General features: G+C 63.2%; 24 protein-coding genes. 14 read left to right on the forward strand and 10 right to left on the reverse strand.

The window, feature by feature from the left end; genetic code table 11:
• Position 1: 1 nt before the first annotated feature.
• The 3 genes from ugpE to ugpB all read right to left on the reverse strand — a co-directional run bounded on the left by ugpE (position 2) and on the right by ugpB (position 3203).
• A complete protein-coding gene (gene ugpE / locus ACWF8S_RS01210; RefSeq protein ID WP_447527470.1) occupies positions 2-850 on the reverse strand; it encodes a sn-glycerol-3-phosphate ABC transporter permease UgpE in 849 nt (282 codons plus the stop codon).
• Positions 851-865: 15 nt separating this feature from the next.
• Positions 866-1750, reverse strand: a complete 885-nt coding sequence (gene ugpA, locus ACWF8S_RS01215; protein WP_447555001.1) for a sn-glycerol-3-phosphate ABC transporter permease UgpA — start codon at positions 1748-1750, stop codon at positions 866-868.
• A gap of 124 nt (positions 1751-1874) precedes the next feature.
• Complete coding sequence (ugpB, locus tag ACWF8S_RS01220; RefSeq protein WP_447555002.1) at positions 1875-3203, reverse strand: sn-glycerol-3-phosphate ABC transporter substrate-binding protein UgpB; 1329 nt, start codon at positions 3201-3203, stop codon at positions 1875-1877.
• A 218-nt stretch (positions 3204-3421) separates the two neighbouring features.
• Here ugpB and argE point away from each other — a divergent pair, with 218 nt between their 5' ends.
• Positions 3422-4591: an acetylornithine deacetylase gene (gene argE / locus ACWF8S_RS01225; RefSeq protein WP_447555003.1), complete on the forward strand. Its 1170-nt coding sequence runs from the start codon at positions 3422-3424 to the stop codon at positions 4589-4591.
• Positions 4592-4702: 111 nt separating this feature from the next.
• Here the strand turns inward: argE and ACWF8S_RS01230 are convergent, their stop codons facing one another.
• On the reverse strand, positions 4703-5014 hold the full coding sequence (locus tag ACWF8S_RS01230) for a hypothetical protein (RefSeq protein WP_447555004.1): 312 nt from the start codon (positions 5012-5014) through the stop codon (positions 4703-4705).
• 148 nt (positions 5015-5162) lie between these two features.
• Here ACWF8S_RS01230 and ACWF8S_RS01235 point away from each other — a divergent pair, with 148 nt between their 5' ends.
• The 6 genes from ACWF8S_RS01235 (at position 5163) to ACWF8S_RS01260 (ending at position 11530) form a co-directional block, all read left to right on the forward strand.
• Entirely contained in the window at positions 5163-5621 is a 459-nt protein-coding gene (locus ACWF8S_RS01235; protein ID WP_447555005.1) for a YchJ family protein, read from the forward strand.
• Positions 5614-5919, forward strand: a complete 306-nt coding sequence (locus ACWF8S_RS01240; RefSeq protein WP_447555006.1) for a GIY-YIG nuclease family protein — start codon at positions 5614-5616, stop codon at positions 5917-5919. The genes ACWF8S_RS01235 and ACWF8S_RS01240 overlap by 8 nt, the downstream gene beginning before the upstream one ends.
• Positions 5920-5978: 59 nt before the next feature.
• Positions 5979-7034, forward strand: coding sequence for a histone deacetylase family protein (locus ACWF8S_RS01245; protein ID WP_447555007.1), 1056 nt, complete (start codon positions 5979-5981; stop codon positions 7032-7034).
• Positions 7035-7102: 68 nt separating this feature from the next.
• Positions 7103-7471, forward strand: a complete 369-nt coding sequence (locus ACWF8S_RS01250; RefSeq protein ID WP_447555008.1) for a hypothetical protein — start codon at positions 7103-7105, stop codon at positions 7469-7471.
• A 124-nt stretch (positions 7472-7595) separates the two neighbouring features.
• A complete protein-coding gene (locus tag ACWF8S_RS01255; protein ID WP_447555009.1) occupies positions 7596-9275 on the forward strand; it encodes a VRR-NUC domain-containing protein in 1680 nt (559 codons plus the stop codon).
• Complete coding sequence (locus ACWF8S_RS01260) at positions 9245-11530, forward strand: ATP-dependent DNA helicase (RefSeq protein ID WP_447555010.1); 2286 nt, start codon at positions 9245-9247, stop codon at positions 11528-11530. The genes ACWF8S_RS01255 and ACWF8S_RS01260 overlap by 31 nt, the downstream gene beginning before the upstream one ends.
• Here ACWF8S_RS01260 and ACWF8S_RS01265 read toward each other — a convergent pair.
• A complete protein-coding gene (locus ACWF8S_RS01265; RefSeq protein ID WP_447555011.1) occupies positions 11527-12309 on the reverse strand; it encodes a TSUP family transporter in 783 nt (260 codons plus the stop codon). The two genes, ACWF8S_RS01260 and ACWF8S_RS01265, sit on opposite strands and share 4 nt — an antisense overlap.
• A 171-nt stretch (positions 12310-12480) precedes the next feature.
• On the opposite strand from ACWF8S_RS01265, the gene ACWF8S_RS01270 reads away from it, so the two are divergent.
• Entirely contained in the window at positions 12481-13644 is a 1164-nt protein-coding gene (locus ACWF8S_RS01270) for a glycosyltransferase (RefSeq protein ID WP_447555012.1), read from the forward strand.
• A gap of 7 nt (positions 13645-13651) precedes the next feature.
• Here ACWF8S_RS01270 and ACWF8S_RS01275 read toward each other — a convergent pair whose 3' ends face one another.
• Positions 13652-14527 carry a glycosyltransferase family 2 protein gene (locus tag ACWF8S_RS01275; protein WP_447555013.1) on the reverse strand — a complete coding sequence of 292 codons (876 nt, stop codon included), beginning with the start codon at positions 14525-14527 and terminating at the stop codon, positions 13652-13654.
• Entirely contained in the window at positions 14524-16626 is a 2103-nt protein-coding gene (locus ACWF8S_RS01280) for an HAD-IIB family hydrolase (protein ID WP_447555014.1), read from the reverse strand. The genes ACWF8S_RS01275 and ACWF8S_RS01280 overlap by 4 nt, the downstream gene beginning before the upstream one ends.
• A gap of 36 nt (positions 16627-16662) precedes the next feature.
• Here ACWF8S_RS01280 and ACWF8S_RS01285 point away from each other — a divergent pair, with 36 nt between their 5' ends.
• The gene (locus ACWF8S_RS01285; protein WP_447555015.1) at positions 16663-17718 is read left to right on the forward strand and encodes a glycosyltransferase family 4 protein; all 1056 of its coding nucleotides are present in this window, start codon (positions 16663-16665) and stop codon (positions 17716-17718) included.
• Here the strand turns inward: ACWF8S_RS01285 and ACWF8S_RS01290 are convergent.
• A complete protein-coding gene (locus tag ACWF8S_RS01290) occupies positions 17715-18896 on the reverse strand; it encodes an MFS transporter (protein ID WP_447555016.1) in 1182 nt (393 codons plus the stop codon). The genes ACWF8S_RS01285 and ACWF8S_RS01290 overlap by 4 nt on opposite strands.
• A 58-nt stretch (positions 18897-18954) precedes the next feature.
• Positions 18955-19557, reverse strand: coding sequence for a LysE/ArgO family amino acid transporter (locus tag ACWF8S_RS01295; RefSeq protein ID WP_447555017.1), 603 nt, complete (start codon positions 19555-19557; stop codon positions 18955-18957).
• Between the two features lie 92 nt (positions 19558-19649).
• Between ACWF8S_RS01295 and ACWF8S_RS01300 the strand changes: the two genes are divergently transcribed.
• Positions 19650-20534 carry a LysR family transcriptional regulator ArgP gene (locus ACWF8S_RS01300; protein ID WP_447555018.1) on the forward strand — a complete coding sequence of 295 codons (885 nt, stop codon included), beginning with the start codon at positions 19650-19652 and terminating at the stop codon, positions 20532-20534.
• Between the two features lie 95 nt (positions 20535-20629).
• The gene (locus ACWF8S_RS01305; RefSeq protein WP_447555019.1) at positions 20630-21829 is read left to right on the forward strand and encodes a Bcr/CflA family efflux MFS transporter; all 1200 of its coding nucleotides are present in this window, start codon (positions 20630-20632) and stop codon (positions 21827-21829) included.
• 25 nt (positions 21830-21854) lie between these two features.
• On the opposite strand, the gene ACWF8S_RS01310 is transcribed toward ACWF8S_RS01305, so the two are convergent.
• Positions 21855-22787, reverse strand: a complete 933-nt coding sequence (locus tag ACWF8S_RS01310; protein ID WP_447555020.1) for a LysR family transcriptional regulator — start codon at positions 22785-22787, stop codon at positions 21855-21857.
• A 180-nt stretch (positions 22788-22967) separates the two neighbouring features.
• On the opposite strand from ACWF8S_RS01310, the gene ACWF8S_RS01315 reads away from it, so the two are divergent.
• The 3 genes from ACWF8S_RS01315 to ACWF8S_RS01325 are packed head-to-tail and all read left to right on the forward strand — an operon-like array spanning position 22968 to position 26779.
• On the forward strand, positions 22968-23948 hold the full coding sequence (locus ACWF8S_RS01315; protein WP_447555021.1) for an ABC transporter substrate-binding protein: 981 nt from the start codon (positions 22968-22970) through the stop codon (positions 23946-23948).
• 1 nt (position 23949) lies between these two features.
• On the forward strand, positions 23950-25719 hold the full coding sequence (locus tag ACWF8S_RS01320; RefSeq protein WP_447555022.1) for an ABC transporter permease: 1770 nt from the start codon (positions 23950-23952) through the stop codon (positions 25717-25719).
• Positions 25712-26779 (forward strand): ABC transporter ATP-binding protein, encoded by a 1068-nt coding sequence (locus tag ACWF8S_RS01325; protein ID WP_447555023.1) that lies wholly within the window; start codon positions 25712-25714, stop codon positions 26777-26779. Before ACWF8S_RS01320 ends, ACWF8S_RS01325 begins: the two co-directional genes overlap by 8 nt.
• The last annotated feature ends 6 nt before the right edge of the window (positions 26780-26785 follow it).

Consider the following 26785-nt stretch of genomic DNA (forward strand, 5'->3'; position numbering starts at 1 on the left):
CCTATTTCTCCGTCTCGGTCAGGCCTTTCACGAACAGTTTCTGCATCAACAGCACCACCAACACCGGCGGCAGCATGGCAAGCGTCACCGTCGCCATGATCAAGTTCCAGGCGGGCACGCGATCAGACGACGCCATCAGCCGCTTGATGCCCAGCACGATGGTGTAAAAATCCTCGTCGGTGGTGACCAAAAGCGGCCACAGGTACTGCACCCAGCCGTAGATGAACATGATCACGAACAGTGCGGCGATATTGGTGATCGACACCGGAAGCAGTATGTCCTTGAAGAACTTCATGGGCCCGGCGCCGTCGACCCGGCTGGCCTCCATCAGCTCCTCGGGCACGGTCATGAAGAACTGGCGAAACAGAAAGGTCGCGGTGGCCGAGGCGATCAGCGGAAGCGTGAGCCCGGCGTAGGAGTTGAGCATCCCTAAATCCGCCACCACCGCGTAGGTGGGGATGATGCGCACCTCGACCGGCAGCATCAGCGTGATGAAGATGAGCCAGAACGCCAGCATGCGAAAGCGAAAGCGGAAGTAGACGATCGCGAAGGCCGAGATGATCGAAATCGCGATCTTGCCGATGGCAATCGTCAGCGCCATGATCAGCGAATTGCCCAGCATCAGCCACACCGGCGGCGCGCCGCCCACCTGCCAGCCCGAGGTCAGCATTTGCTTGTAGGAGGCCCACATGTTGTCGCCGGGTAGCAGCGGCATCACCCCGCGCACGAAGGCGCCGGGTTCGTGGGTCGAGGCGATGAACGCCACGTACACCGGAAACGCCACCACCAGTACGCCGGCAATCAATACCAGGTGGGTCAGAATGTTCAGATAGGGTCTGTTTTCGACCATGATGGATCCCTGTGCCTAGTAGTTGACGCGACGTTCCACGTAGCGGAACTGGATGAACGTCAGCACGATCACGATGCCCATCAGCATGACCGACTGGGCGGAGGACGAGCCGATGTTGAGCCCGGCCACCCCGTCGGTGTAGACCTTGTAGACCAGCGTCATCGTCGCCTGGCCCGGCCCGCCGCCGGTGGTGGCGTCGATCACCCCGAAGGTCTCGAACATCACGTAGTTGATGTTGATGATCAGCAAGAAGAAGGTGGTCGGTGATAAAAGAGGGAAGACGATGGTCCAGAAGCGCTTGAAGGGCGTGGCGCCGTCGATGGCCGCGGCCTCGATCAATGAATGGGGTACCGACTGAAGCCCGGCCAGAAAGAACAGAAAGTTGTAGGAGATCTGCTTCCAGGCGGCGGCGATGGTGATCAGGATCATCGCCTGGCTGCCGGACACCCGGTGGTTCCAGTTGATACCAAACCAGTCGAGCAAGTGGGGCAGAAGGCCGATGGTCGGGTTGAACAGAAACCACCACAACACCCCGGCGACCACCGGGGCCACGGCGTAGGGCCAGACCAGCAGCGTGGTGTAGAACCGGGCGCTTTTCAGCACCCGGTTGACGCACACCGCCAGTAAAAGCGCGGTGCCCATGGAAAGCGCGGTGACCGAGACGGCAAAAATCGCCGTGCGCCCCAAAGCGTTCAGGTAGCTGGGGTCGGCCAGCACCCGGGCGTAGTTGGCAAGGCCTACGAAGGTGGTGTTGAAGCCGAAGGCGTCGGTGCGCTCGAAGCTCGACTTCACTGCCTGGCTTGCCGGCCAGATAAAGAACACCAGGGTGATCGCCAACTGCGGCGCTAACAAAAAGAAGGGAAGCCACCGGCTTTGATAGGTGGAGCGTTTGGTCTGCATGAGGCGTCCTGTTGAACCCGGCCCGGAGAAAACCCACCCATAGGTCCGCGTCGTCGGGCGTATGGGTGGGCCCTCACAACAAACCCCGGCTTATAGAAGCCGGGGTTTGAGTGGTGCCGCTAAATTAGTTATTGGCGGCTTCGAAGTCGCGCAGGATCTGGTTGCCGCGCTCTACCGCGTCATCCAGTGCTTCCTGGCCGCTCTTGTTACCCGCCAGCACCGCCTGGAACTCTTCATCGAGTACCATGCGTACCTGGGTGTAGTTGCCAAAGCGCAGGCCCTTGGAGTTCTCGGTGGGTTCGTTGAGGTTGATCTGCTCGATGGCGATATCCGCGCCCGGGTTCTCGTCGTAGTAGCCGTGCTGCTGGGTCAGCTCGAACGCGGCGGTGGTGATCGGCAGATACCCCGTGCCCTGGTGCCACTCGGCCTGTACCTCGGGCAGTGACAGATACTCCAGAAACTCCGCGACGCCGGTGTACTCATCGTCTTCGTGACCGGAAAGGACCCAAAGCGTGGCGCCACCGATGATCGAGTTCTGCGGCGCGCCGTCCACGTCGTCATAGTAGGGCAGCATGCCAAAGCCCACTTCGAAGTCCGAGTTGGCCAGCACGTCCGCCCGCGAGGCGGAGGAATTCATGTACATCGCGCAGTCGCCGGAGTAGAACGCCGGGGCTGCGTCCGGGCCGTTGGCCGGGCCGCCGTAGCTATACACACCGCTATCCGACCACTCCTTGATCTGATCCCAAAAGCGCGCCTGCTCTTCGCCGTTGAAGGTGAACTCGGTTTCAAGGCCGCCGAAGCCGTTCTCCTGGGTGCCGATCGGCAGATCGTGCAGCGCCGAGAAGTTCTCCAAACCCACCCAGTTGGCCGCGTAGGCCATGGTGAAACCACAGGATGCCGCGCCTTCATCGACGATCTGTTGACCCATCTCGCCCATTTCCTGCCAGGTGGTGGGTGGCGTTTCCGGGTCCAGGCCCGCCGCTTCGAAAGCGTCCTTGTTGTAGTAGAGAATCGGCGTGGAGGAGTTGAACGGCATGGAGAGCATGTTGCCGTCGGTGTCGGTGTAGTAGCCGGTCACCACGGGCAGGTAGTCGTCCGGATCGAAGTCACTGCCGTGCTCTTCCATCAGCTCGAAGACCGGGTAGATCGCGCCCCGGGCGGCCATCATGGTGCCGGTGCCGACTTCGTAGATCTGGACGATGTGCGGCTGCTGGCCTGCGCGGAAGGCGGCGATGGTGTTGACCATCGTCTCTTCGTACTCGCCACGATACGAAGGATTCACCCGGTATTCGTCCTGGGAGGCGTTGAAGTCCTCGGCCAGCGCGCTCAGGCGCTCGCCCAGCTCCCCGCCCATGGAGTGCCACCAGGTGATCTCGGTGGCGGCCTGGGCGGAAACGCTCAAGGTAGCCGCCGCGATGCCTACAGAGAGGGCACGTAACGTGAAACGAGACATAAAAGCTCCTTTAGGGCCTGGGATCGGCCGGGTGGCGCAGTGGGTTTTCTTGAATTTCTTGGGTGCACCGAACAGTAGTGAGTGTCGATGACATTTTGATGAAGGCTATGCAGGCCGGGCAAACAAACCTCATGCAACTTTGGCAGTAGGCGGCACGTGGCCGGTGGTGCTAGGGTGAGGGAAAGCGGATAACCAATTTGCAACACAGTGGGCACGACATGATGGATGCACAAGCACTACTTGCCAGGCTGGTCGCCTTCGATACCACCTCGCGTGGTTCCAACCTGGCGCTGATCGAATTCGTGGAAGGCTATCTTGACGAATACGGCGTTACTTCCGAGCGGGTGATGAGCCCCTGCGGTACCAAGGCGAACCTGATCGCCCGCATCGGGCCAAACGCGCCGGGCGGGGTCATGCTCTCCGGGCATACCGATGTCGTACCGGTGGAAGGCCAACCCTGGTCGAGCGACCCCTTCACCCTGGTTGAAGGCGACGACGGCAAGCTTTATGGTCGCGGTACCTGCGACATGAAAGGCTTTATCGCCTGCGCATTGGCCATGGTGCCCGAGTGGACGAAATCGTCCTTGCAGCAGCCCATCTACTTTGGCTTCTCTTATGACGAAGAGATCGGCTGTGTCGGCGCACCGGATCTCATCAAGCGCTTTTACACGAACTACTCCACCACGGCGCACGTGATCGTCGGTGAGCCGACCAGCATGCAGCCGGTGGTGGCGCAAAAGGGCGCGACGAACCTGCGCACCACGGTGACGGGAGTCGAGGCGCACAGCAGCCAGGTCAATCAGGGAACATCCGCGATTCACGTGGCCGCACGCCTGGTGACGTTCATCGAAGACACCATGGCAGCCCTGGTGGACGAGGGGCGCGTGGACGAAGCCTTCAATGTACCTCACACCAGCCTGCACGTCGGCCGCATCAAGGGCGGCACGGCGATCAACATCACCGCCCGGGAGTGTCAGTTCGAGTGGGAAATCCGCCATCTGCCCACCGAGACGTTCGACGAGGTATATACCCGTTTTGACGCGTTTTGCGAGCAGTTGAGCGAAGAGCTCAAGGCCCGCGGCAAGACGGTCGAGATTGCCACCGAGGCGCTCAATGTCACCGTGCCGGGGCTGGCCGACCGGGACAATAGCGCCGTGCTGCGTCTGGCCAAGGATCATCTTCCCGGCGAGTGTGAAAACCACGCCGTGGCCTACGCCACCGAAGCCGGGCAGTTTCAGGGCCAGGGGCTGCAGACCATCATCCTGGGGCCGGGCAGTATCGCTCAGGCCCACCAGCCGGATGAATACATCGAGAAAAGCGAACTTGCGGCGTGCATGGACTTCATGACCCGAATGGGCCGGGCGCTGGAGGCGCCGTTTGAGGGGTAAGGCCATCATGAAGGGCAGGGCAATCACAGGAACACCCGCCTGCGGGCGCGTGTTCCTGGATGTTCGGAGAGTGTTTCTGGATGCTCGAAGAGTGTTGCCGACTACACGGCGCTAAGGCGAGGAGTGCTCTTCGAAAAGCTCGGCTTTCGCGTCGCGCATGACGTTTTCGCAGGCCTGCTGGTGGGCGAGTTGTGTCAGCAGGCCCTGGGTGACCTCGAAGCCCTTGATCAAGCAGATATCCACCTCGGCGCGGCTGACCTGAGGCGATACGTGGCAGTCGATCCTGACGGTGCGGCCCGGGCCTTCGAGCCGGTCGGCAAATCGTCGCAACCGCCATGCGATGCGTTCTTTCCAATGAGCTGATTCCACTGCGCCTTCATTAACGCTGAACGTGCACTGCCACTCCGGTCGGTATACCTTCATGAGAACCTCCGCTGCGTCTGGAAAGATGTCTTGGTCGCGTTTCGTACTCCGTCTTTTCTGGTCATCTGACTCTGCTACTATACGCACATAGTTACCGCCACTGATACAGGAATAAGGCCCGCGCACGTGCGTTATTAGGGCTACCGTTATGACCTCGATCCTGCCTACACGTTGCCCCTGCGGTAGCGGCGCTTCGCTCAACGCGTGCTGCGGCGTTTATCATCAGGGCGGCGCTGCCCCCACGCCCGAGGCGCTGATGCGCTCGCGCTACAGCGCCTTTGCTCTCGATTTGGTCGATTACCTGAACGCCACCTGGCACCCCAGCACGCGGCCCGAAGCACTCGCCCCGGACCCGGCCACACAGTGGAAGCGCCTGGTGATCGAGCACGCCCCGAAACCGGAGGGCGCGCATGCCACCGTGCACTTCAAGGCGTTTTTCAAGGAAGGCGGCTGGCACGTGCTCGAGGAAGTCTCGCGTTTTGTGCAGGAAGCCGGGCGCTGGTGGTACGTTGACGGTGACCCGCGCCTGGAGAAGCTCAAACCTGGGCGCAACGAGCGCTGCCTGTGCGGCAGTGGGCGCAAGCTCAAGGCGTGCTGCGGTGGGTAGCGGTACAGGCGAGGTTTCCGTCGAAAACGAGACCGTGGCGCCATGGTATCTTTATCTGCTCGAGTGCCGGCGCGGCACCTACGCAGGTATTACCAACAACCTGGCCAAACGCTACCAGGCGCACTGCGCGGGCAAGGGCGCGCGTTATACTCGCGCCAACCCGCCCCGGGCGCTGCTGGGCGCGCAGCCCTTCGCCGACCGCGCCGAGGCCAGCCGCGCCGAATACCAGCTCAAGCAGCAAACGCCCACGCAAAAGCGCCTCTGGGCGGCGCGCTGGCCCTGTGAGCTGACCGAATAGCCCTGCTCGACCCTTGTGACCGTTAAGACCCTTGTGTCCGTTAAAAGGAGCGCCTTGTCATGATGACGTTTTCCTCGCCCCAAAGCTTTCGCCGCCAGGCGATGACCGAGCTTCACGGAAGCACCCTGGTCGCCCCGTTCGAGACGCCAAGGCGTATGGAAATCGTGCTCAAAGCGCTTAAGCAAGCAATGTTCGAGGTATGCGAGCCCGGCGCCTATGGCCTGGCGCCGGTGACCGCGGTGCACGACGCAGCCTACGTCGATTTTCTCGCCAATTTCTGGTCCGACTGGCAGGCGTTGGGCCACACCGGCGAGGCGATTCCCAGTATCTGGCCGGCGCGCACGCTAAGGGGCGACAAGATTCCCCGGTCGCTGGAGGGGCAACTGGGCTACTACGCCCTGGCCGCGGAAACCTCGCTCAGCGAAGGCACGTTTGAAGCCGCCATGGCCAGCAAGGACACGGCTCTTGCCGCCCTTGAGTACACGCTCGAAACCGGAGAGGCGAGCTTCGGGCTTTGCCGTCCGCCGGGCCACCACGCCGCGGTGGATCAGTTCGGCGGTTACTGCTTTTTCAACAATGCCGCCATCGCCGCCCAACGCGCGCTGGACGCCGGCAAAAAGCGCGTGGCGGTGCTGGATGTCGACTTTCATCACGGCAACGGCACCCAGCAGATCTTCTATCGCCGCAGTGACGTTTTCTTCGCCTCGCTTCACGGCGACCCGGACGTCACCTTTCCCTATTTTTCCGGCTACATTGACGAAACCGGCGAAGGGGAGGGCGAAGGCTTCACCGTCAACTACCCCATGGCCCCGGGCACGCCGGTCGCTACCTGGATGAAGGCGCTGGAAAGCGCCCTGGCGGCGATCATCCGTACCGAGTGCGAGCTCTTGATCGTCTCCCTGGGCGTGGATATTTTTGAGCACGACCCGATCAGCACCTTCACCTTCAAGCGCGACGACTTCACGGCCCTGGGCGAGCGGCTGTCGAAGGCGGGGCTTCCCTGCGTATTTTTAATGGAAGGGGGCTATGCGGTGGAGGAGATTGGTGCCAATGTGGTAGGCGTGCTGCAGGGGTTTGACGCCCGGCGGCGCCCGGCAGGTGACAGCGCGCACTAATTCGGGCAGTCTAGCGCCTTTTACAGCAGCATGGATTGGCAGCCAGTCGAGCGGCAAGGAGTCAGAACGTGGCAGTGTACGGCGGTATTCAGGCACACGAAGTGGAGCGTTGGCTAAATGCCTTGACCAACGCCGCCTATGACCGGCGCTGCCCGCTCTCCCGCGTGCACGGGGGCAACCCCCGCGCCCGTACCGCGCGTCAGGATCTGCTCTGCCTGGCCCAGGCCTTCCGAGGTGAGCAGGGGTCGAGCGAGGCCATCGCCGACGGCTTGAGCCGCTGGTGCCAGCACTACCTGACCGAAACCGAGTGGTACGTGCTGGTCAGCGGCAAGACGCCCAGAGCCGATGCCCAACCGCCCGCCGCCCCTGGCCCGAGCGCACAGCATGACACGATGCCGGATGCCATCGAGGCGCTGTTGCAGCACAAGGTGGGTTAGACAGGGCGTGTAACCAGAACTTGTAACCAGAGCTCGTAGATAACACCTGTAAACAAGGCCCGTCGACAAGTCTCGCCTGCCAGACTGGTTAACGAAGACACCAGCGCGCTGTTATAATGGACGAATGAACAGTGTTCTTTCCGCCCCGGCGACCGCCTCCCTGGACGACCCGTTTTACTACCTGACGAATTTTCGTTACGTACTTGCCTGGGTGGCCGAGCGCCACCGTGACCTGTTGAGCGCCGATGAGATCGCGTTCATCGAAACCTTCGAGGCGCTGCCCCGCCCTTCACAGGCGCTACTGGCGCGCATGGTGATGCGCAAAGGCGAACTTTTCAGGCTCGGCAAGCTTGCCTACGCCGAAATCGGCGACAGCAGCGCGGCCATCATCCCGCTTCACGAGCAGGGCCTGGTCGAGCAAGACCCCGCTCTTACCAGCGCCGAGCTTTTCCACCACCTTCGCTTGAGCGAGCTTCGTCATGCCCTGGCGTCTGAAATCCGCGATGCGGGGCTGGGTGCCTCGCCCTCCAAGAAAGCGCTGATCGACACTCTCGCCCCGACGCTCGAGGCGGTACAGCCCTTGAGTGTCTGGTGGCCGCAGGCGCCGGATCGGTTTGTACGGTTGACCGTCATGGCCGTATGCGACCGGCTGCGGCTGATGTTCTTCGGCAATTTGCGCCAGGACTGGACGGAGTTCGTGTTGACCGAGCTTGGCAGGCAGCGCTTCGAGCCGGTCACGCTCTCTTCTGAGGCCCGGGCATTTGCACACCGCGAGGAGGTCACCACCTACCTGACCCTTCATCGGCTGCGCGAGCGCCTGGCCGAAGGTGAGACCCCGGCCACGCTCTTCAAGGAAGTGCCGGCCGAGAGCGCCAACCGTTGGCTGGCGACGCGACGCGACCGCCTGCTGGTGAGCCTGGGGCGCGAAGCCGAACGCAGCGGCGAGTTCGATCGTGCGCTAATTCTCTACACCGAGGCCCAGGGGAGCGATGCCCGCATCCGCGCGCTGCGCCTGCTCGAGCGTCTGGGTGAGCATCGACGCGCCCTGGATATCGCCAGCGAGGCCTTGACGCGCGCACCCAGCGAGCGCGAGCGCCAGGCCCTGGAGCGGCTGGTGCCGCGCCTTGAAAGGCGCCTGGGCGGGCCGCACAGGCGGCGCACCCGCGGGGCAAGCGTTGCCGAGCGAACCCTGGAGCTGTCCGGCCCTCAGCCGGTGGAGTGCGCCGTGGCCGAGCATCTGGCCACGCCCCGGGCGCCGGTGTTTTATGTAGAGAACACCCTGATTACCGGGCTTTTCGGGCTGCTGTTGTGGCCGGCGATCTTCACCCCGCTGCCCGGGGCGTTTTTTCATCCGTTTCATAGCGCCCCGGCGGATCTCTACCGGGACGACTTCGCCGCGCAGCGACACGACGAGATCAATGCCTGTCTGGCCCGGCTCGAGGATGGCAGCTACGTGCAGACCATTCGCGATACCTTCGCGGCAAAGCACGGCGTCGCCTCCCGGTTCGTTCACTGGCCGGCGATGAGTGAGGCGCTTCTGGAAACGGCACTTCGTTGTATTCCCGCCGCGCACCTGCGCGCGGTGTTCGAACGCCTGCTGGGGGATCTCAAGCACAACCAGGCTGGCTTTCCGGATCTGATTCAGTTCTTTCCTGACGAGCAGGAAGGGGCGCGCTATCGCATGATCGAGGTCAAGGGCCCGGGCGATCGCCTGCAGGATAACCAGCGCCGCTGGCTCGGCTTTTTCGACCAGCACCGGATCCCCGTCGAGGTATGCTACGTGCGCTGGCAGACAGGCGCGTGAGCGACTACCGGGTGGCGGTGCGCGCACTGTGCGAGTTCACTGCCCGTCGAGGGGATCTGGACTACCGCTTCACGCCCGCCCCCAGTGCTCAGGAGGGCATCGCCGGGCATACCCTGGTGGCCAGCCGCCGCGGGGCTACGTATATCGCCGAGCTGCCCTTGAGCGGCACCTACAAGGGGCTTCTGGTGAGCGGCCGGGCGGATGGTTACGACCCGGAGAATCATTGCCTGGAAGAGGTGAAGACCCACCGGGGCGATCTTTCGCGCATGGCGGACAACCAGCGCGCGCTCCACTGGGCCCAGGTGAAGGTGTACGGGGCTCTGTTGTGTGCCGAGCGAGGCCTTGAACGCATTACCCTGGCACTCGTTTATCTCGAGATCGCCAGCAACCGCGAAACCCGCCTGACCTGCGAGGCCGATGCCGGCGATCTCAAGGCGTTCTTTCATGAGCAGTGCGAGCGCTTCATTGCCTGGGCCGAGCAGGAGGGCGCTCACCGCCAGGCGCGCAATGCCACCCTTGAAACGCTCACTTTCCCCCACCCGGCGTTTCGTCCTGGCCAGCGCGAGCTTGCCGAAGACGTGTTCAAGGCGGTGAGCACCCAGCGCTGCCTGCTGGCCCAGGCGCCCACGGGCATCGGCAAGACTCTGGCGACACTTTTCCCCATGCTGACCGCCGTGCCGCGCAAGCGCCTCGACCGCGTGGCGTTTCTGACCATGAAAACCCCCGGGCGGCGTCTGGCACTGGATGCGCTGGCCACCTTGACAGCGCACGGCGCGGCCCCCTTGCGGGTGGTCGAGCTGGTCGCGCGCAGCAAGGCCTGCGAATACCCGGACCGCGCCTGCCACGGCGAGGCCTGCCCGCTGGCCGCCGGGTTCTACGATAAGCTGTCCGGGGCGCGCCAGGCCTGCGTCGAGCGCGGCTTTCTGGATCGCGCCGGGCTCAGGGCGGTGGCCCTGGAACATCACGTGTGCCCTTATTATCTGGGCCAGGAAATGGCCCGCTGGGCGGATGTCGCGGTGGGGGATGTGAACCACTGGTTCGACGCCCACGCGCTGCTCCACGGCCAGGCCATCGCGACAGAGGCGCGGGTGGGCCTGCTGGTGGACGAGGCGCACAACCTGGTCGAGCGCGCCCGCGGCATGTACAGCGCCGAGATCTCGCAAAAGCGTTTCAACCGCGCCAAAAAAAGTGCCCCGGCCGCGCTCAAGGGCCCGCTCAATCAGCTGGGCAAGCAGTGGCAAACCCTGGTCGATGCAGGTAATGCTCAGGCCACCGGCGAGGCGAGCTACCGGCTGTTGGAGGAGCTGCCGGGCAAGCTGGTCGGCGCGCTCTACAAGGTGGCGAGCGCCATTACCGAATACCTGGGCGAGCAGCCCCAGGCTGCCGGGCTGGAACTTCAGGAGCTTCTGTTCGAAGCCCTCGGGTTTTGCCGGCTGGCCGAGCAGTTCGGCGAGCACTCGCTGTGTGATCTCACCCGCCACGGCCGTGGTCACGCCGTGCTGGGTATTCGCAACGTGATTCCGGCGGATTTTCTCACTCCGCGCTTTGAACGTGCCCACTGCGCCGTGCTGTTTTCCGCCACGCTGACGCCGGGGCGCTACTACCGGGATCTATTGGGTCTGCCGGCGGACACCGTGTGGCGCGAGGTGGGCTCGCCGTTCGGCGCCCACCAGCTCAGCGTGCAGGTCACCCCGCATATTTCGACGCGCTTTCGCGACCGCGCGGCCTCGGTCGACCCTATCGTTGAAACGCTGGCCGCCCAGTACCAGCAGATGCCCGGCCACTATCTGGCGTTTTTCAGCAGCTTCGCCTATCTCGAGGCGGTCTACACGCGCTTTCAAAGCGCCTGGCCCGAGATCCCCAGCTTTGCCCAGACGCGGGGGATGGGCGAGGCCGAGCGCGACGCTTTTCTGGCCCGTTTTACTCCCGGCGGGCGGGGCATCGGCTTCGCGGTACTCGGCGGGGCCTTCGGCGAAGGGGTGGACCTGCCCGGCGACCGCTTGATCGGCGCCTTTATCGCTACCCTCGGCTTTCCGCCGTTCAACGCCTTCAACGAGGCGCTCAAGGCGCGCCTGCACGCCCGTTTCGGCAAGGGCGAGGAGTACACCTACCGCATTCCGGGCATGATCAAGGTGGTGCAGGCTGCCGGGCGCGTGATCCGAAGCCCGGAGGACGAAGGCGTGGTGGTGCTGATGGACGACCGCTTCAACCAGGTGCCCATCCGCGCGCTGCTGCCCGCCTGGTGGGCGCTTTAGGCCGCAAGCGCTGAAAACGCCAGGCCCATGACGCTGACCAGGATCAGCACTGCGCCCAGAACGCGGAAAAAGAGCACGGTGTCGGCTTGCAGCAGATAGCGGTGGGCGCGCTCGCCCATCAGGTGGCCCGCAAAGGCGCAGGGCAAAAGCCAGAGCTGATGAATCAGCTGCAGATCGACCCCGGCCACGATGAACGAGGCCATCTTGATCACCACCAAAATGAACCACAGCACGAACATCGTATCGCGAAGCTGTTCCTTGGCCACGTGGGCGGCAAAGACGGCCACGATCAACGGCGCACCGATCAGTGAGGTGCCGCTGACGTACCCGCCAAGCCCCAGCAAGGTATAGTCCACGTAGCGGTGCTGACTCTTGAAGGGCTTGTTCAACACGTAGCCGATCGCGTAGACGATCACGATGCCAAAGATGATGTTCGTCATCAGCGCCGCCGGCAACGTCAGAAGCCCCACCACCCCGACGAGCTTGGGCACGATCATGATCTTCAAGGCCTTGAAGAGATAGCGCCAGTCGATGTTGCTCTGTGCGGCCGTGGTGGAGTCCGCCTTGATCTGGCGGTTGCCCTGCCAGGCAATCCAGCTTGAAAAGATCAGCAGATGAATGGCGATGATCGGCAAGAACACCAGCGGGTCGTTGTGCACCAGCAGCAGAAACGGCAGCGCCAGCACGGCCCCGCCGAACCCGAGGCTGGTTCTGACAAAGCCGCTCCAGGCAAAGATCAGCCCGATCAACGCATACTGGTACCCAAGAAGATCAGCCATCGCGCATCCGTTCGTGAAAAGGGGAAAAGGCGGGTATCGCCGGGCGAGTGTTTTTCACCGTGGCGACTATGCTTACCCTAAGCTTACCAACAAATGGCCTTGAAACAGAGACCGACACGCTCTTGACCATGAGGGTCATGCAGGCGTCACGACACAACGGAACGTGTTCAGATGAAAAAACCAATCAGCTTTTTTGTGCATCATCAGGGCCGCGGCCACGCGCGCCGCGCCATGGCGATCATTCGCCACTTCGCAAGCGACCGCCCGGTCAGCGTGATGACCGCGGACCCCTCGCTTTTTGATGGTTTCGAGCGCGAGATCGACCTGATCGCGCTGCCCGACATGATTGGTGCGACAGTGCCGACCCAGGCGCTTTATGAGCAGCCAACGCCTTCGGTCATGCACTGCGTGCCCATGGGCGTGGTCGAGATGCGCCAGACCATGCGCCGCATCCTCGACCACCTGGATGATATCGAGGCCGGACTCTTCGTGATCGATGTCTCTGCGGAAATGGCGCTTTTGTCGCGTATCGCCAGCATCCCCGCGGTGAGCGTGCGCATGCACGGCGATCGCAACGACCCGGGCCACCTGGGCGCTTACGAGGCAAGCGTCGGCATGCTCGCGCCGTTTGACGAGCGCCTGGAGCAGCACGACTACCCCCAGCACCTGCACGAAAAAACCTTCTACAGCGGGGGGCTGTGCACCACCGCGCCGGCGGTGCCCAGCCGGGATGAAGCGCGCAAGCGCCTGGGGCTCGACCCGGACCGTGAAATCGTCGTGGCGCTCACCGGCGGCGGCGGGGCGGGCACGCCCTACGCGCCGCTCACCGTGGCGGCCCGGGCCGCGCCGCAGACACTGTTTCTCACTATCGGCCCGCTGCATCTGGAAGGTCATGAAACCGACTTCGCCAACCTGGTCAACTGCGGCTGGGTGGATAACGTGGTGGACTATCTCGCCGCCAGCGACATCGTGCTGGCCTCCGCCGGGGACAATACCGTTCACGAGATCGCCATGCTCAAAAGGCCTTATATCGTCGCCCCGGAATGGCGCTATTTCGGCGAGCAGGCGCGCAAGGCCGAGCGGTTGGCGGAACTGGAGGCAGCAGTGAACATGCCGGTATGGCCCGGCGACTTTGCCGGCTGGCAGCACGTGCTGGAAAAAGCCCGGGGGCTGGATGTCGAAAGGCTCGCTACCCTTTATGATGCGAGCGCCGCCGAGCGCGCCGCCCGCTGGCTCGAGCAGTGCGTCGACGGCTTGTGGGAAGGCGCCCCCACGGCCTGTACCCTGAACGCGAAAGCCGTCAACCGCTATCTCGAGTCTTCCTTCAAGCCTTGAGACGAACCTAGCCGAAGCGCGCGCTGGCGGGAAGGCGCGCGTTGTCGATCTCTTGCTGACTGGGGCGGCGGTTTATGTCGATGCGACGCGCCTGCGGTGACCAGCTGATCGCCCCGGCTTCAGTGAACTGGTTGAGCCAGTAATCCATGCACCAGCGCCCCCAGCGCGCGTAAAAGCGTCGAGCGTTGGCGATGATCGCCTCGAAATGCGGCCAGGGCGGGGCGTACAGCGGATGATGCTGGTGCCAGGCCAAAGCCCCACCCACCCAGAAAAGTGCCACGTCCGCCTCGGCCAGGCGCCAGGCGTAATCGGTCTCCTCGCCGCCGTAGCCTTGGTAGCCTTCATCCATACCCCCGGCGCGCCGATGATCCTCTTTTGTGAGCGCAAACGACAGCCCCCAGAGATTGCCGTGATCCGGCTCCGGGCGTATCTCGTCGACCTCGATGGCCGGGCGGGCGGGATGACGCTCGCCCAGGCGGTGGAGCCTTTCAAGGTCCAGTTCGCCGTCTGCCAGGGTATGCACCGCGCCGTCGGGCAGGTAGTGAACCTCGCCGATATAAAGACCGGCCCCCGCGCTCAGTGCTTGCCGGTAGCGCTCGACGAGCGTGGGGGAGGCGATGCAGTCCACGTCCAGAAACACCAGCGCCTCATTGGAGGCCGCGTTGACGGCGGCATTGCGGGCGCAGGCCAGCGGCAGCGCCTCGCCCTTGACCATGACGTGACGCACCGGGAAGCGAGTGGTCGGCAGCCCGCTTTCCGGGGCGGGCTGCATCCAGGCAATTACCAGCTCGTCCGGCGGATGGCGCTGGGCGTTCAGGCTGCGCATCAGATTGATCAGGTGCTGGCGACGCCCGCGTACCAGGGTCAGGGCGCTGATCTTCATGACGCGATCCCTTTGACGGTTTTCGTCGGCGGGCAGCGCTGAAAGTGCTGCACGCCCTCTATCACCCCTTGGGCGTGGGGGGCGCGGGCGATATAGACATGACTCATGCCCGGGGCCTCGGCCAGCCCGTCACTGTAGTTCGCCACCAGAATGGAGCACGCCGACGAGCGCAGCATATCCAGGTCGTTGCCGGAGTCGCCCGCCACGTAGAGCGCCGCTTCGTCCACGCCCAGGTGCTTTCGAACGTGGACGACGGCGCGCCCCTTGGAGGCCGCCTCGGGCAGTATATCCACATAGCGGCCGTGGCTGTGGATCACCGTCGCGAAAAGCTGGTGGCTCTGCAGATAAGAGGTCAGACGTAGCGTGATGCTGTCGGTGTCATCGCTTAGATAGCTCAGCTTGTGAGGGCGCTGTTCAAGCGGCCCCTGAGCAGTGATGTCGCTGAACGTTTCCAGCGCCTGGGCGAGGGCGTCACGCTGCCAGTGGTGGTCGATATGCTCGCGCCAGACGGTATCCTGCTGATAGGTGACGCCGTCGCTCTTGAGGTAATAGATCTCCGAGCCCACCGAGGCGATGATCAACTGCGGATAGGGAATGCCGGCCTGGGAGAGAATCGCCAGCGCACTATGAAAGCTTCGCCCGGTCGCAACGCCGAAGCCCAGGTTGTGCTGGCCGGCATACCACTTGTTGAACGCCAGTACCCCCGTCGACGAGCCGGTCAGGGTATTGTCGATATCGCAGATCAGAAGCGCCGAGACCTTGTCCAGCCCAAGGTCCGCCCTGGGCCCGACAAGGCGCTTTAACAGGTCGTGGTAGCGCTCGGTATGGCGCTGCCAGTCAAACGCCTTCACTGCCTGACGGCCATTGTCGGCCATCTCGCGCCAGCGCTTGGGGTCTTGGAAAAGCGCCAGTGCTTCGCTGCCGATATCCTCGGCCCGGCGTGGATTGACCAGCACTCCGTTGCCGCACTGTTCGATGATGTCGTTGGGCCCGCCGCTGTCGGTGGCAATCAAGGGCAAGCCTGCCGCCGCGGCCTCCAGAAGCGTCAGACCGAAGGGCTCGTTCAGCGCCGGGTTGACGAAAATGCCGCTCCGCTCGCGGGCCCAGGCGTACAGCGACTTGATATCCTCTGGGGCGTGGTGTTTGGGGTAGGCGATATGACCGTAAAGGTTGTAGTCATCGATCAGCGTCAAGAGCTCGTGCAGGTTGTCGGCAAGTTCGGGCTCGAGGGTATCGATATGGTCGCGAACGCCGGCCACGATCACCAGGTTGGCCGCCTTTCTGAGCGCCGGATTCTCGCCGAAGGCGCGCACCAGCGTGGCCAGGTTCTTGCGCGTCACCGGCCGGGCGATGGCGATCAGCGCGGGCTTGTCCGGCTCCGTCAGAAACGGGGCGAGCAGTGCCTCCACCGCCGGCGTCGAGCGGGCGTTTTCGAAATCATCAAGATGGCTGCCCGGGGCGATCACGCGAATCTTGCCCGGGGCGTAGTGTGCGTAGTCGGCGTATTGGCTCTCCGCTTCATCCCGGGAGCTTGCAATGATCAGTGCCGCCTCGCGCATGGCATGTTCTTCAAAGGCGATACGGCGACGCAGGACGGCCTGGGCAGGCTCGTCGACCTGCTCGGTGCGGGTGGTCAGGCACTTGAGCTTGCTGCGCCCGAGCGAGTGGGCGGTAAACACGAAAGGAATGTCGCGCAAGGCACTGACCCTGGCGGCCACCTCGCCGGCATCGGCGTAATGGGCGTGCAGTATGTCCGGCGCGGTGGTCAGGGTGTCAAGCCAGGCGGTGAAGGCTTCGATAAAGGAGGGAAGTTCCTGCCAGAGCGCCTCTTTGGCCAGATACCCCGCAAAGGCCGTGGGCAGGCGAATCAGCTCGATCTTGGGGCTGACGGTTTCCAGGGGCTGAGTGTAGTCGATGTCGCTGAACTGGCACTCGAAGGCGCGGGTGACTAACGTTATACGCGTAACGAGAGGGTCGAGAGCGGAAGCTTCGACGAGTTCCAGCAGATAGCGAATATGTCCGCCGGTATCTGCGGTTACGCCGTATTCGACATCGCGACCTCTAAGGCATCCCTGTAACGCAAGATGTACGATATGCATGTTGTGAATTCCTTTCACTTAAGGCTCAGCCACGCTATGCCCACTCAAAAGCGTATACGCATTGCCCAGGTTGCTCCAGTTATCTTTCCCACCCCGCCTCCAGGCAGTGGAGGGACCGAGCGCATTGTGGCGGACTTGACCGAGGCACTCTTTAACTTAAATTACGATGTCACCCTGATCGGCCCGTCGGACTGCCAGACCCACGCCCGGCATTTGCCCTGCGCGCCGAGCCTTTACCAGCTACAGACGCTTCACGATAATGTGCCCCCCGGCGTGCCGGGCGCACTCGAGGCGCTGGTGCTGGAAAAGCTCAGACAGCATCTGGACGAGTTCGACGTGATTCATTGCCATGGCGAGTTCTGCCATGCGCCGCTGCTGGGCCACCGCCGGGCTCAGAGCCTGACCACCGTGCACTGGCGGGTAGACGAGCTGGACCGCCAACTGCTCTTCAAGGGCTTTGCGGATTTACCGGTGGCGGCCATTTCCCGTGCCCAGAGCACCGCCATTCCCAAGGCGAATCTGGCTGGCGTGGTTCATCACGGCCTCAACGCGCAGCGCTTTGAGCGGGGGCCGGGAGACGGCGGCTACCTCGCCTTCATCGGCCGGATGACCGATCAAAAGCGTCCGGATCGCGCCATCGAGGTGGCGCGTGGCGCCGGCTATCCCCTGCAACTGGCCGGCGGCGTCGATGTGGGCAATCCCGGCTGGTTCGAGCGTTTCATTGCCCCCGAGCTCGATGATGATATCCGCCACGTCGGCACGGTGAATGACGTGCAAAAGCAAGACTTTCTGGGCCGTGCCGAGGCGCTTTTGTTTCCCATCGACTGGCCGGAGCCCTTCGGGCTGGTGATGATCGAGGCGATGGCCTGCGGCACGCCGGTCATCGCCTGGCGAAACGGAAGCGTGGAGGAGGTCATCGAAGAGGGCGTGACCGGGTTCATCGTCGACTCGATCGACGAGGCGGTCGCCGCCGTCAGCCGGCTGCCGACGCTAAGCCGTGAACGCGTACGCGAACGGTTTCTCGAGCGCTTTACCGCCGAGCGCATGGCCCTTGACTACATCGCACTGTATGAGTCGCTTCTAGCACGTTAAAGGGCGCTGTCGGCCTTCAGCAGCGTCTTGCCCAGCAGCGCGATGACGATGGCCAGCACCGTGCACAGTACGGCCATGGCGATGAACACATCGCGCAGCGACACAAGCCACGTGGACATCCAGGCCACCGCAATGGGCGAGATGAACTGACCGAAAAAGAACGTGGAGGTAAAACCGCCGAAAACGCGCCCGCGCACCCGCTCGGGGGTAATGCGCATCAGCCAGGTGGTGGTGTTGGGCATGAAGACCCCAAGGCCCGCCCCCGCCACTGCCGCGCCCACAATCGCCATGGCGTAGCCATGAGTCACACCGACCACGGCAAGGCCCATTGCTGCGATGACAAACCCCATCACGTAGATGGTCATGACCGAGAAAAACGGTTTAAACCGGCCGTAGCCGAAGCTTACGATACTGGCGGTAAGCGCCGACATGGAAAGCGCCACGCCGATGGCGAGCCCGCTGGTCTGGCCTTGCGCCGAGAGCAGAAACGGCAACTGCGCGGGGAACATGTAGAACATCAGCATGCTGATCATGGCGATCAGGTAGGCAAGCGCGGTGCGGCCGATATCCACCCGGGGAAGCGGCGCCTGGCTCGAGACGTTTTCGACCGGGTGCAGGCGCGGCTCTTTCAAGATGGCAAAGGCGTAAGGCAGCAGCAATACGCCGGTCAGATAAAGCAGAAACGGCCCGCGCCAGCTCCAGTCGGATAAAAGCCCGCCCAGGTTGATGAAGATTACCCCGCCCAGCGCCATCGAGCTGCTTTGCAGACCCAGAAACCGCGCCCGTTCCGGGCCGCTGAAGTAATCCCCCACCAGCGTGGTGCTGATGCTCAGGATGCCGGCCACCGCCACGCCCATCAGTGCCCGAGAGGCCAGAAGCAGTTCCACCCGGTCGATCAGAAACCCCGAGGCCCCGGCCAGCCCATAGATGGACAGCATGATCAGCAGCAGCGGCTTGCGCCCGAAGCGGTCGGCCAGATAGCCCATCAGCGGGCTGAAAATCGTGATCATCAGCGCCGGCAGGGTGAGTATCAGCTGAATCAGTACCTGAGGCTCGTTTTCGAAAAAGCGTCCTATGCCGGGCAGCGCGGGCGAGATGATCGCCCCGGACATCACGGTCATGGTACTGGCCAGCAACAGTACGGCCTTGGTGTGAGCGTTATGGCGAATGGCGGGCATCCTCGATCTGTCGATGACGAACCGTCAAGCTTAGCATAATTATTAGCCGGCTATTTTTTTAGACGGCGCCCAGGATGAGTTGCAGCGCAACGGCGAGCATCATCAGGGCGACGAGAAGATCGATCAAGCGCCAGGTCAGCGGTCGTGAAAGGCTCGGGGCAAGCCGGGTAGCAGCCAGTGCCAGGGCGCTGAACCAGAGCGTCGAGGCGCTGACCGCGCCCAGCGCAAAGGCGCCGGGTACCGGCTGCTGGGCGCCCAGCGAGCCGATCAAAAGCACGGTATCCAGGTAAACGTGAGGATTCAGGAGCGTGACCGCCAACGTGGCCGAGAGCACCGCGGCCAGTGAACGCCTGGCCGCACCTTTCGCCTGAAGCGCTTCGCCTCGGGCGGCGCGTTTGAGGGCCAGTAATGCGTAGCCGATCAGGAACGCCGCCCCACCCCAGCGGGCCACGGCTAGAAGCGCCGGGCTTTGCGTGAGCAGGGTGGCAAGACCCAGTACGCCGGCCACTATCAGCACCGCATCGCACACGATGCATACCAGCGCCACGGCAAGCGGATATTCACGCCGCAGGCTTTGGGAGAGCACGAAGGCATTCTGCGCGCCGATCGCCACGATAAGCCCTAGCCCCATGAATAGCCCGTTGAGGTAACTCTGTGCCATGTCGCTTGCTCCTGCTGAAAGTCATGGGCAGTCTGTGACGCGGCGCGTTATAAATAAAACGAATAATCCAAATGTTACATTAGGAAAATTAATTGCTCGACTACAAACTTCTTGCCGCGCTGGCGGTGGTCATCGAACAGGGCGGGTTCGAACGCGGTGCCCAGACGCTGGGGCTGACCCAGTCGGCGGTTTCCCAGCGCATCAAGTTACTGGAGGCGCGACTCGGCCAGCCGGTGCTCATGCGGGTGAGTCCGCCGGTGCCCACCGAGGCGGGCCGGCGTCTGCTCAACCACGTTCAGCAGGTGCGCCTTCTGGAGCGCGATTTGGGCGCGCTGGTGCCGGCGCTCAACGAAGGAGGCGTGAACCGGTTACGCATCGCGCTGAATGCCGATAGCCTGGCCACCTGGTGGGCGGATGCGGTCGCGGCGTTTTGCGAGGCGCATCGGGTGCTGATCGAGCTGGTCGTCGAGGATCAGGACGTGGGTTTGAAGCGGATGCGAGCCGGCGATGTGGCGGGCTGTGTTTGCGCCACGCCCCAGCCGGTCGCGGGCGCCGAAAGCGTGGCGCTGGGGGCGATGCGCTACCTGGGCGTGGCGAGCCCGGCATTCATCGACCGCCACTTTGCCGAGGGCGTGACCATCGATCGGCTTTATCATGCGCCGGCGATCATTTTCGGCACCGATGACCGGCTACAGCACCGCTACGCGCAAGGCCTTGGCGTCGCGGAGGGCTTTGCCCACCATATCTGCCCTTCGTCGGAAGGGGTCGTCCGGCTGCTGGAAAGTGGGCTGGGCTGGGGAATGGTGCCCGAGCTTCAGATCGAGCAGGCGCTTGGCCAGGGGCGGCTGGTCGAACTGTGTCCGGGCCACGTGGTCGACGTGCCGCTTTACTGGCACGCCTGGCGTAAAAGCGGTGAGCTCTCGGCACTTTTGACGTGCCATCTTAAGTGCGAAACGCGCCAAAGGCTGATCGTTTGAGCGCGGCCCCCGCCGCCCTGGCTGGCCGTGCCGGGCGCCACGCTTTATCATATCGGCGACGCCATACGTCTTAAGCCATTCAAACGCGAGTTATCATGAGTCAACCCAAAACGCCTTTCATCGTCGTGCTGAGCCTGGCACTGACGATGATGCTGGGCCCCTTTTCCATGGACACTTACCTGCCGGCCTTTCCGGTGATCGGCGAGTCGCTTGGCGTTTCGCAGCAGGCGGTCTCGCTGAGCGTGTCGATCTACGTGTTCGCGATGGCGCTGGGTCAGCTAGTGGGCGGGGCGCTGTCGGACCGTTTCGGGCGCCAGCGTATTTTGATGGGCGGGCTCGGGGTCTTCGCCGTCGCAAGCATTGCCATCGGTATGGCCGAGTCGCTCGATGCGCTGCTGATCGGGCGGGCGATCCAGGCGTTCGGCGCGGGCTGGACACTGGTCTCGGTCCCCGCGCTGGTGCGCGACCGCGTGGCGGGGCGTGACGCCGCCAAGCTCTTCTCGATGATGGGGTTCATCATGGTGCTGGCGCCGGGGGTGGCGCCCAGCGTCGGTAGCGCGATTCTCTCCTTTGGCTCCTGGCACTACATCTTCTTCGCGCTGGCGGTCTATGCATTGGTACTGGTGCCGCTGCTGATACGGGCGGTGTTTTCCGGCAAGGGCAAGGTCTCGCGGGCCAAAAGCCCGCAAATGAGCCTGCTGGCGCGCTACAAACTGGTGCTTTCGACCAAGCCGGCGCTGCCGTTCATCGTTTGGCAGGCGGCGTCGTTCTCCACCATGATGATGTTCATCACCTACGCCTCCTTTATCTATCAGGGGCACTTCGAGCAGTCGCCGTCGACGTTCTCGCTGCTGTTCGCCGCCAATATTCTCACCATGCTGGTATTCAATATCTTCAACCGGCTGCTGCTCTCGCGCTTGCCGTCGCTGCGCATTTTGCAGCTCGCCTCGGGGTGTCAGGCCGTGGGCATGGTGCTGTTGATCACCGCCGCCTTCATGGACTGGCCGCTCTATGCCTTCCTGCCGGCCATGATGCTGACCATCGGCGCGATGGGGGCGATCACCCCGAACATTCAGGCCTGCTTTCTGGAGTTCTTCCCGACCAGCGGCGGCACGGCGGCGGCACTGCTGGGCGCCGCCCAGTTCGGCATCGCCGGCATCGTCAGCGGGCTTTCCACGGTGCTACCGCACACCCTCGAGGCCATCATTCTGGCCATGGCAGCCTGCGGGGCCATCGCGTATCTGATGCTGGCCCGCTCGATCATCAAGGGCCGGGCGGCCGTCGAGGCGCCCTGAAAAGAGGCAAGGCCACCCCTGGTCCTCAGTCGGGCCCGAATCGGCCTTGCCTCGCTTCGTCGAGCAAGAAGTTCACCAGCGCGCGAAGCCGAGCGTTGTGCTTGCTTTCCCGGGCATAGATGAGCTGAATGGGCATCGGGCTTGGGCAGAAGTCATCCAAAAGCCTCACCAGGGTCCCCTCCTTGACGGCGCGACGCACCATGTAAGAGGGCAACTGAGCCGCGCCCAACCCCGCCTCAGCGGCACGCTTGACGGCGATCCCTTCGTCAAAGCGGTAGCGATGATCCAGCGTCACGGACGCGTCCAGACCGCTTTCATCGTTGAACTGCCAGGGCCTGATGCGTCCGGTGGAGGCGTTTCGAAATCCCAGACACTGATGTTCAACGAGCGCTTGCGGCTTCAGGGGGGCGCCGTATCGTTCCAGGTAGGCGGGCGAGGCGACGACGACCAGTCGTTGACGATCCAGCGGCCGGGCAATCAGGGAGCTATCCGCCACCGGGCCGATCCGGACCGCCAGATCCACCTGCTCTTCGACGAGATGACACACTTCGTCGTTGAGCCGAATGTCCAGGCTGATGCCCGGGTGAAGGCTTGCAAACCGGGCCAGCATCGGCCCGATGACCCGGGCGCCATACACCTTGGGCAGGTCGAACTTTAACGTGCCGCTGAGCGTTTGCGCATTCTGGCCGGCCAGCAGGTCCACTTCCTTGAGCAGCTCCAGCACGTGGTTATAGCGACTGAAGACGGTCTCGCCTATATCGGTCAATACCACGCTGCGCGTGGTTCTGCTGAGAAGCTTTACCCCCAGGCGCTGTTCCATGCGCGTCACGCTTTTCCCCACCGCGGATGCGGAAAGCCCCAGTTTCCTGCCCGCCGCGGCAAAGCCCCCCTGGCGCACGGTTTGAACGAAGGCGGTGACCTGGGGCAGGGAGTCATTCGATTGCTTGGTCGTGGACATAACACTCTCATGTGAGGCTGACCCTCGTTACTTACCAAGGTGTGATTGCAACCTTGTGACACATTGGCGCAAAGAACGTCCGCAATACTTGGACGCCAAGGCGTATTCAAGACAGTGCGCGCCAGCGTTAGATTAGCTCCGCCTTGAACGCTTGCGCATTCTCAACGGGGAGTCATATCGATGAAAGTAACGACCGGGCTATTTATGGGGCTTCTGAGTAACGCCGCCCTGGCGTCGCCACTGGTGCTTTATACCAACGACTTCGAGGACATCATCGGCAGCCGCTTCACGGCGGATACGGGCTTCGAGATCGAGGTCGTCCAGATGAGCGGCGGCAATTTGCTGGCGCGTGTCGCGGCCGAGCGCAACAACCCCAACTGGGATGTGCTGCTGTTCGACGGGCTGGGCAGTCTGCACAGCCTGGATCAGCAGGGCCTGCTCAAAAAGGGCCTCGCCCCGGACAACGAGCAGTACTTGACCGAACAAGGCCGCACCTTGCTGACCGAAAGCCGTGCGTGGATGCCGGTGGGCACCACGGCTTCCTGCGTGCTGGCGTATCGCACTGATCTGGTGAGCGAAGCACCCGCCGCCTTTGCAGACCTTGCCGATAGCCAGTACGAAGGCATGGTCGGCCAGGCCGACCCGGCGGTAGCCGCACCGGCTTACCCATGCGTTGCCTGGCTGCATTACGATATGGGCATGGAGGCAGCGCGTAAGCTCTACGCCGGCATACTGGACAACGACCTGAGGGTGTTTCGCACCAACGGGCCCACCGGGCGGGCGCTCGCCTCGGGCGAAATTGCCGTGGCGATGCTCTCTTCGCCCAACGCCTATGCGTTGAAGGAAGCCGGCGAGCCGGTCGAGGTAGTCTGGCCCGAAGAGGGTGCACCGGCATCTTCGCGCGGGGTGGCCATTCAGGCCGAGACCGAGCATCTCGAGGCGGCCGAGGCCTTCGTGAACTGGATGCTTGACGCCGATACCCAGCAGTTTCTGACTGACAACGCAGGCAAGGATGGTCTTTTTCTCTCGCCGGTCGAGGATGTAACGCCGTTGGACTACGGCCCGCCGGCAGGTGCGGTCTATAACATGGCACCCGCCGACTGGGCCGCCGACAACGAAGCGGCCATCAAGAACTGGTTCGCCGATCAGGCCGTCAACTAAGATGCAGGGCGCGCTCAGTAACGTCCGCGGGTTGAAAGGGATAAGACCCGACACGGCGATAGGCGCCTTGATTGCGCTGGTATTGCTGGTGCTGGTGGCGGTTCCCATGGCGTTCGTGGTGGTGCAGGCGTTCTGGCCGGGGATCTTGCAGGGGGATATGCGCTTTGCCGGTTTTGAAAACCTGGCGGAGCTTTTCCACCGCAAGCTCTGGCGCGTCTCGCTCACCAACTCGCTCTATCTGGCAGGCTACACCGCGCTTTTCGGCACTCTGATCGGCGGGGCCTTGGCCATCATTCGCCAGCAGTGCGCAGCGCTTGGCCGCGCGGCGCTGGATATGTGCGCCTGGGCCATGCTGATCGTGCCCTCGTTCATCATCGCCCAGGGATGGATACTTTTCAGTATCAAAAGCGGTATCGCGGCCCAGTGGCTGGGCGCTGACTGGGTGAACGGCGCAGTGTTCTCGCCACCGGGTCTGGTGACGATCATGTGCTTCAAGAACTTCCCGTTTGCCTATCTGGCGATCACGGCGGCCATGCAGTGGCACGTCAAGGAGTACCCGCACGCAGCGCGCTTATGCGGCGCCGGGCCTTTGCGTACGCTGGCAACGATAAGGCTGCCGCTACTGCTGCCCGCCATACTCTCGGGCATGGTGCTGGTGTTCATCGATACGCTGGGTGATTTTGGCCTGCCGGCGGCTCTGGCGACCACCTACCGTTTCCCGACGCTGCCCTACACCATTTTTACCGCGATCAACCAGTCGCCGATCCGGTTCGATCTGGCGGGGGTGCTGTCGGTCTACTTGATGGGGATTCTGGTGGTGGCCGTGGCGCTGTATCTCTGGCTTTTGCGCCGCTCGAGGTTCGACTTCCTGACCGCCAAGGCCCAGGCCGGCGGGCCTCGCCAGAAGGGGCACCCGCTATTGACGGTGGCGGCCTTTGGCTTCATCGCCATCGCGCTGGGTATCCCGCTTTGCAGCAGCCTGCTGGTGTCGCTGACCAGGAATCTGAGCGAGGGGGTGGTGGCCGGCAACCTGACGCTCGAGCACTACCAGGCGGTACTGCAACGCGGCTCGGGGCTACGCGAGGCGCTGGGCAACTCGCTGCAGATCGCCGGAATTGCCGCGCTGGCCAGTCTTCTGGTGGCCTTCCTGGCGGCCTACCTGCTCACGTTCAGCCAGTTCTACTTGAACGGGCTCATCAACGTGATCTCCACCATTACGCTGGCCGTGCCGGGCGTGATTCTGGGCGTGGGCTTCATTTTCCTGTGGAATCATCCCTGGCTCGATGCGGTGGGGCTCAGCCTCTACGGCCATCCTTTCCTGCTGGTGCTGGCCGGTATGGCCGGCGCCATTCCTATTGCCATTCGGGTGCTGCTGGGCGCGATGAGCCAGATTCCCCAGTCGTTCATGGCCGCCGCCGCGCTGCAGGGGGCGGGGGTGTGGCGCCGCCTTTGCACCATCTTGCTGCCGTTGACCCTGGCGGCCTTTTTGTCCGCCGGGTTGGCAAGCTTCGGGTCCAGCATGTTCGATCTGGCGATCACCTCCATTCTGCATCCGCCGGGCTACGAGGTCCTGCCGGTGGTGATCAACCGCATGTTCCAGCAGGGGCTCTATGGCGAGTCCACCGCCTCGACGCTGGTGGCCGCGGCGCTGACGCTGGTTCTGATCCAGACCGTGCATATGAGCGTGCAGCGCGTGTTCAAACACCTGTTGCAAACACATCCACCGGATGCGCCGGTGCAACCTGTCAACGCCGAGGTGCGTCATGCTTGAACTCTCCCATCTTGGCCGTCATTACGGGCGCTCGGTCGCCCTCAGTGATATCAGCCTGAATCTGGACACCGGGCGCGTGCTGGCCGTTCTCGGCCCGTCCGGGTGTGGTAAATCCACGCTGCTCAAGCTGATTTCCGGACTGGAAGAGCCCGATGGCGGGGAAGTGCGTATCAACGGGCAGCTGATTGCAAGTCCCGGGTTCTCTCTGCCGCCGGAAAAACGGCCGATCAACATGGTCTTTCAGGACTATGCACTTTGGCCGCATATGACCGTGCGCCGCATCATCGGCTACGGTTTGACGTCGCTTTCACGCCATGAGCGCCGCCGGCGCGTGGATGAGCTGTTGGCACTTCTTCACCTGCAGGATTACGAGGACCGGCTGCCGGCACAGCTGTCTGGCGGGCAGCAGCAGCGGGTGGCCATCGCCCGGGCACTGGCCACCGACCCGGACGTGCTGCTGTTCGACGAGCCGCTCTCCAATCTGGATGTACAGCTACGCATGGAAATGCGCTTTGAGCTGGCCGAACTTTTCGAGCGGCTGAACAAGACGGTGCTGTATGTCACCCACGACCCGCTGGAGGCGTGCGCCTTCGCCGATGAGCTGCTGGTGCTCAAGGAAGGGCGCCTGGAGCAGGTAGGGCCGGTACGCTCGCTGTTTGCCCAGCCAGCCTCGCCCTGGGTGGCGGGGCTGGCAGGCTTTGATAGCCGGCTGACGGCCAGACTGGAAAAAGCGGTCGACGACCAGACATGGCAAGTGGTGGTGAACGGTCAGCGCCTGACGTGTTGCCTGGCGCAAGACGCCCCGGCCATCGCCGGTAATGACATCAGCCTGATGCTTCACAGCGGCTCTATCCGACCATGCTCGCCAGATGAGCAGAATCAACCGGGGATGAACTACCTGTCGGGCACCGTGCGTCAGTGCATATTCGAGGGGCACCGTTGGCGGCTTCGGCTGGATCTGGGCGGTACGCTGCTGTCGCTTTCGAGCGAGCAGGCCCACTCGCGCGGGGACGCGCTGCGCGTCGCCTTTCCTTACCATCGTGCACTGGCCTTCCAGTAAGGGCGC

This window comes from Vreelandella xerophytica (assembly GCF_968048975.1).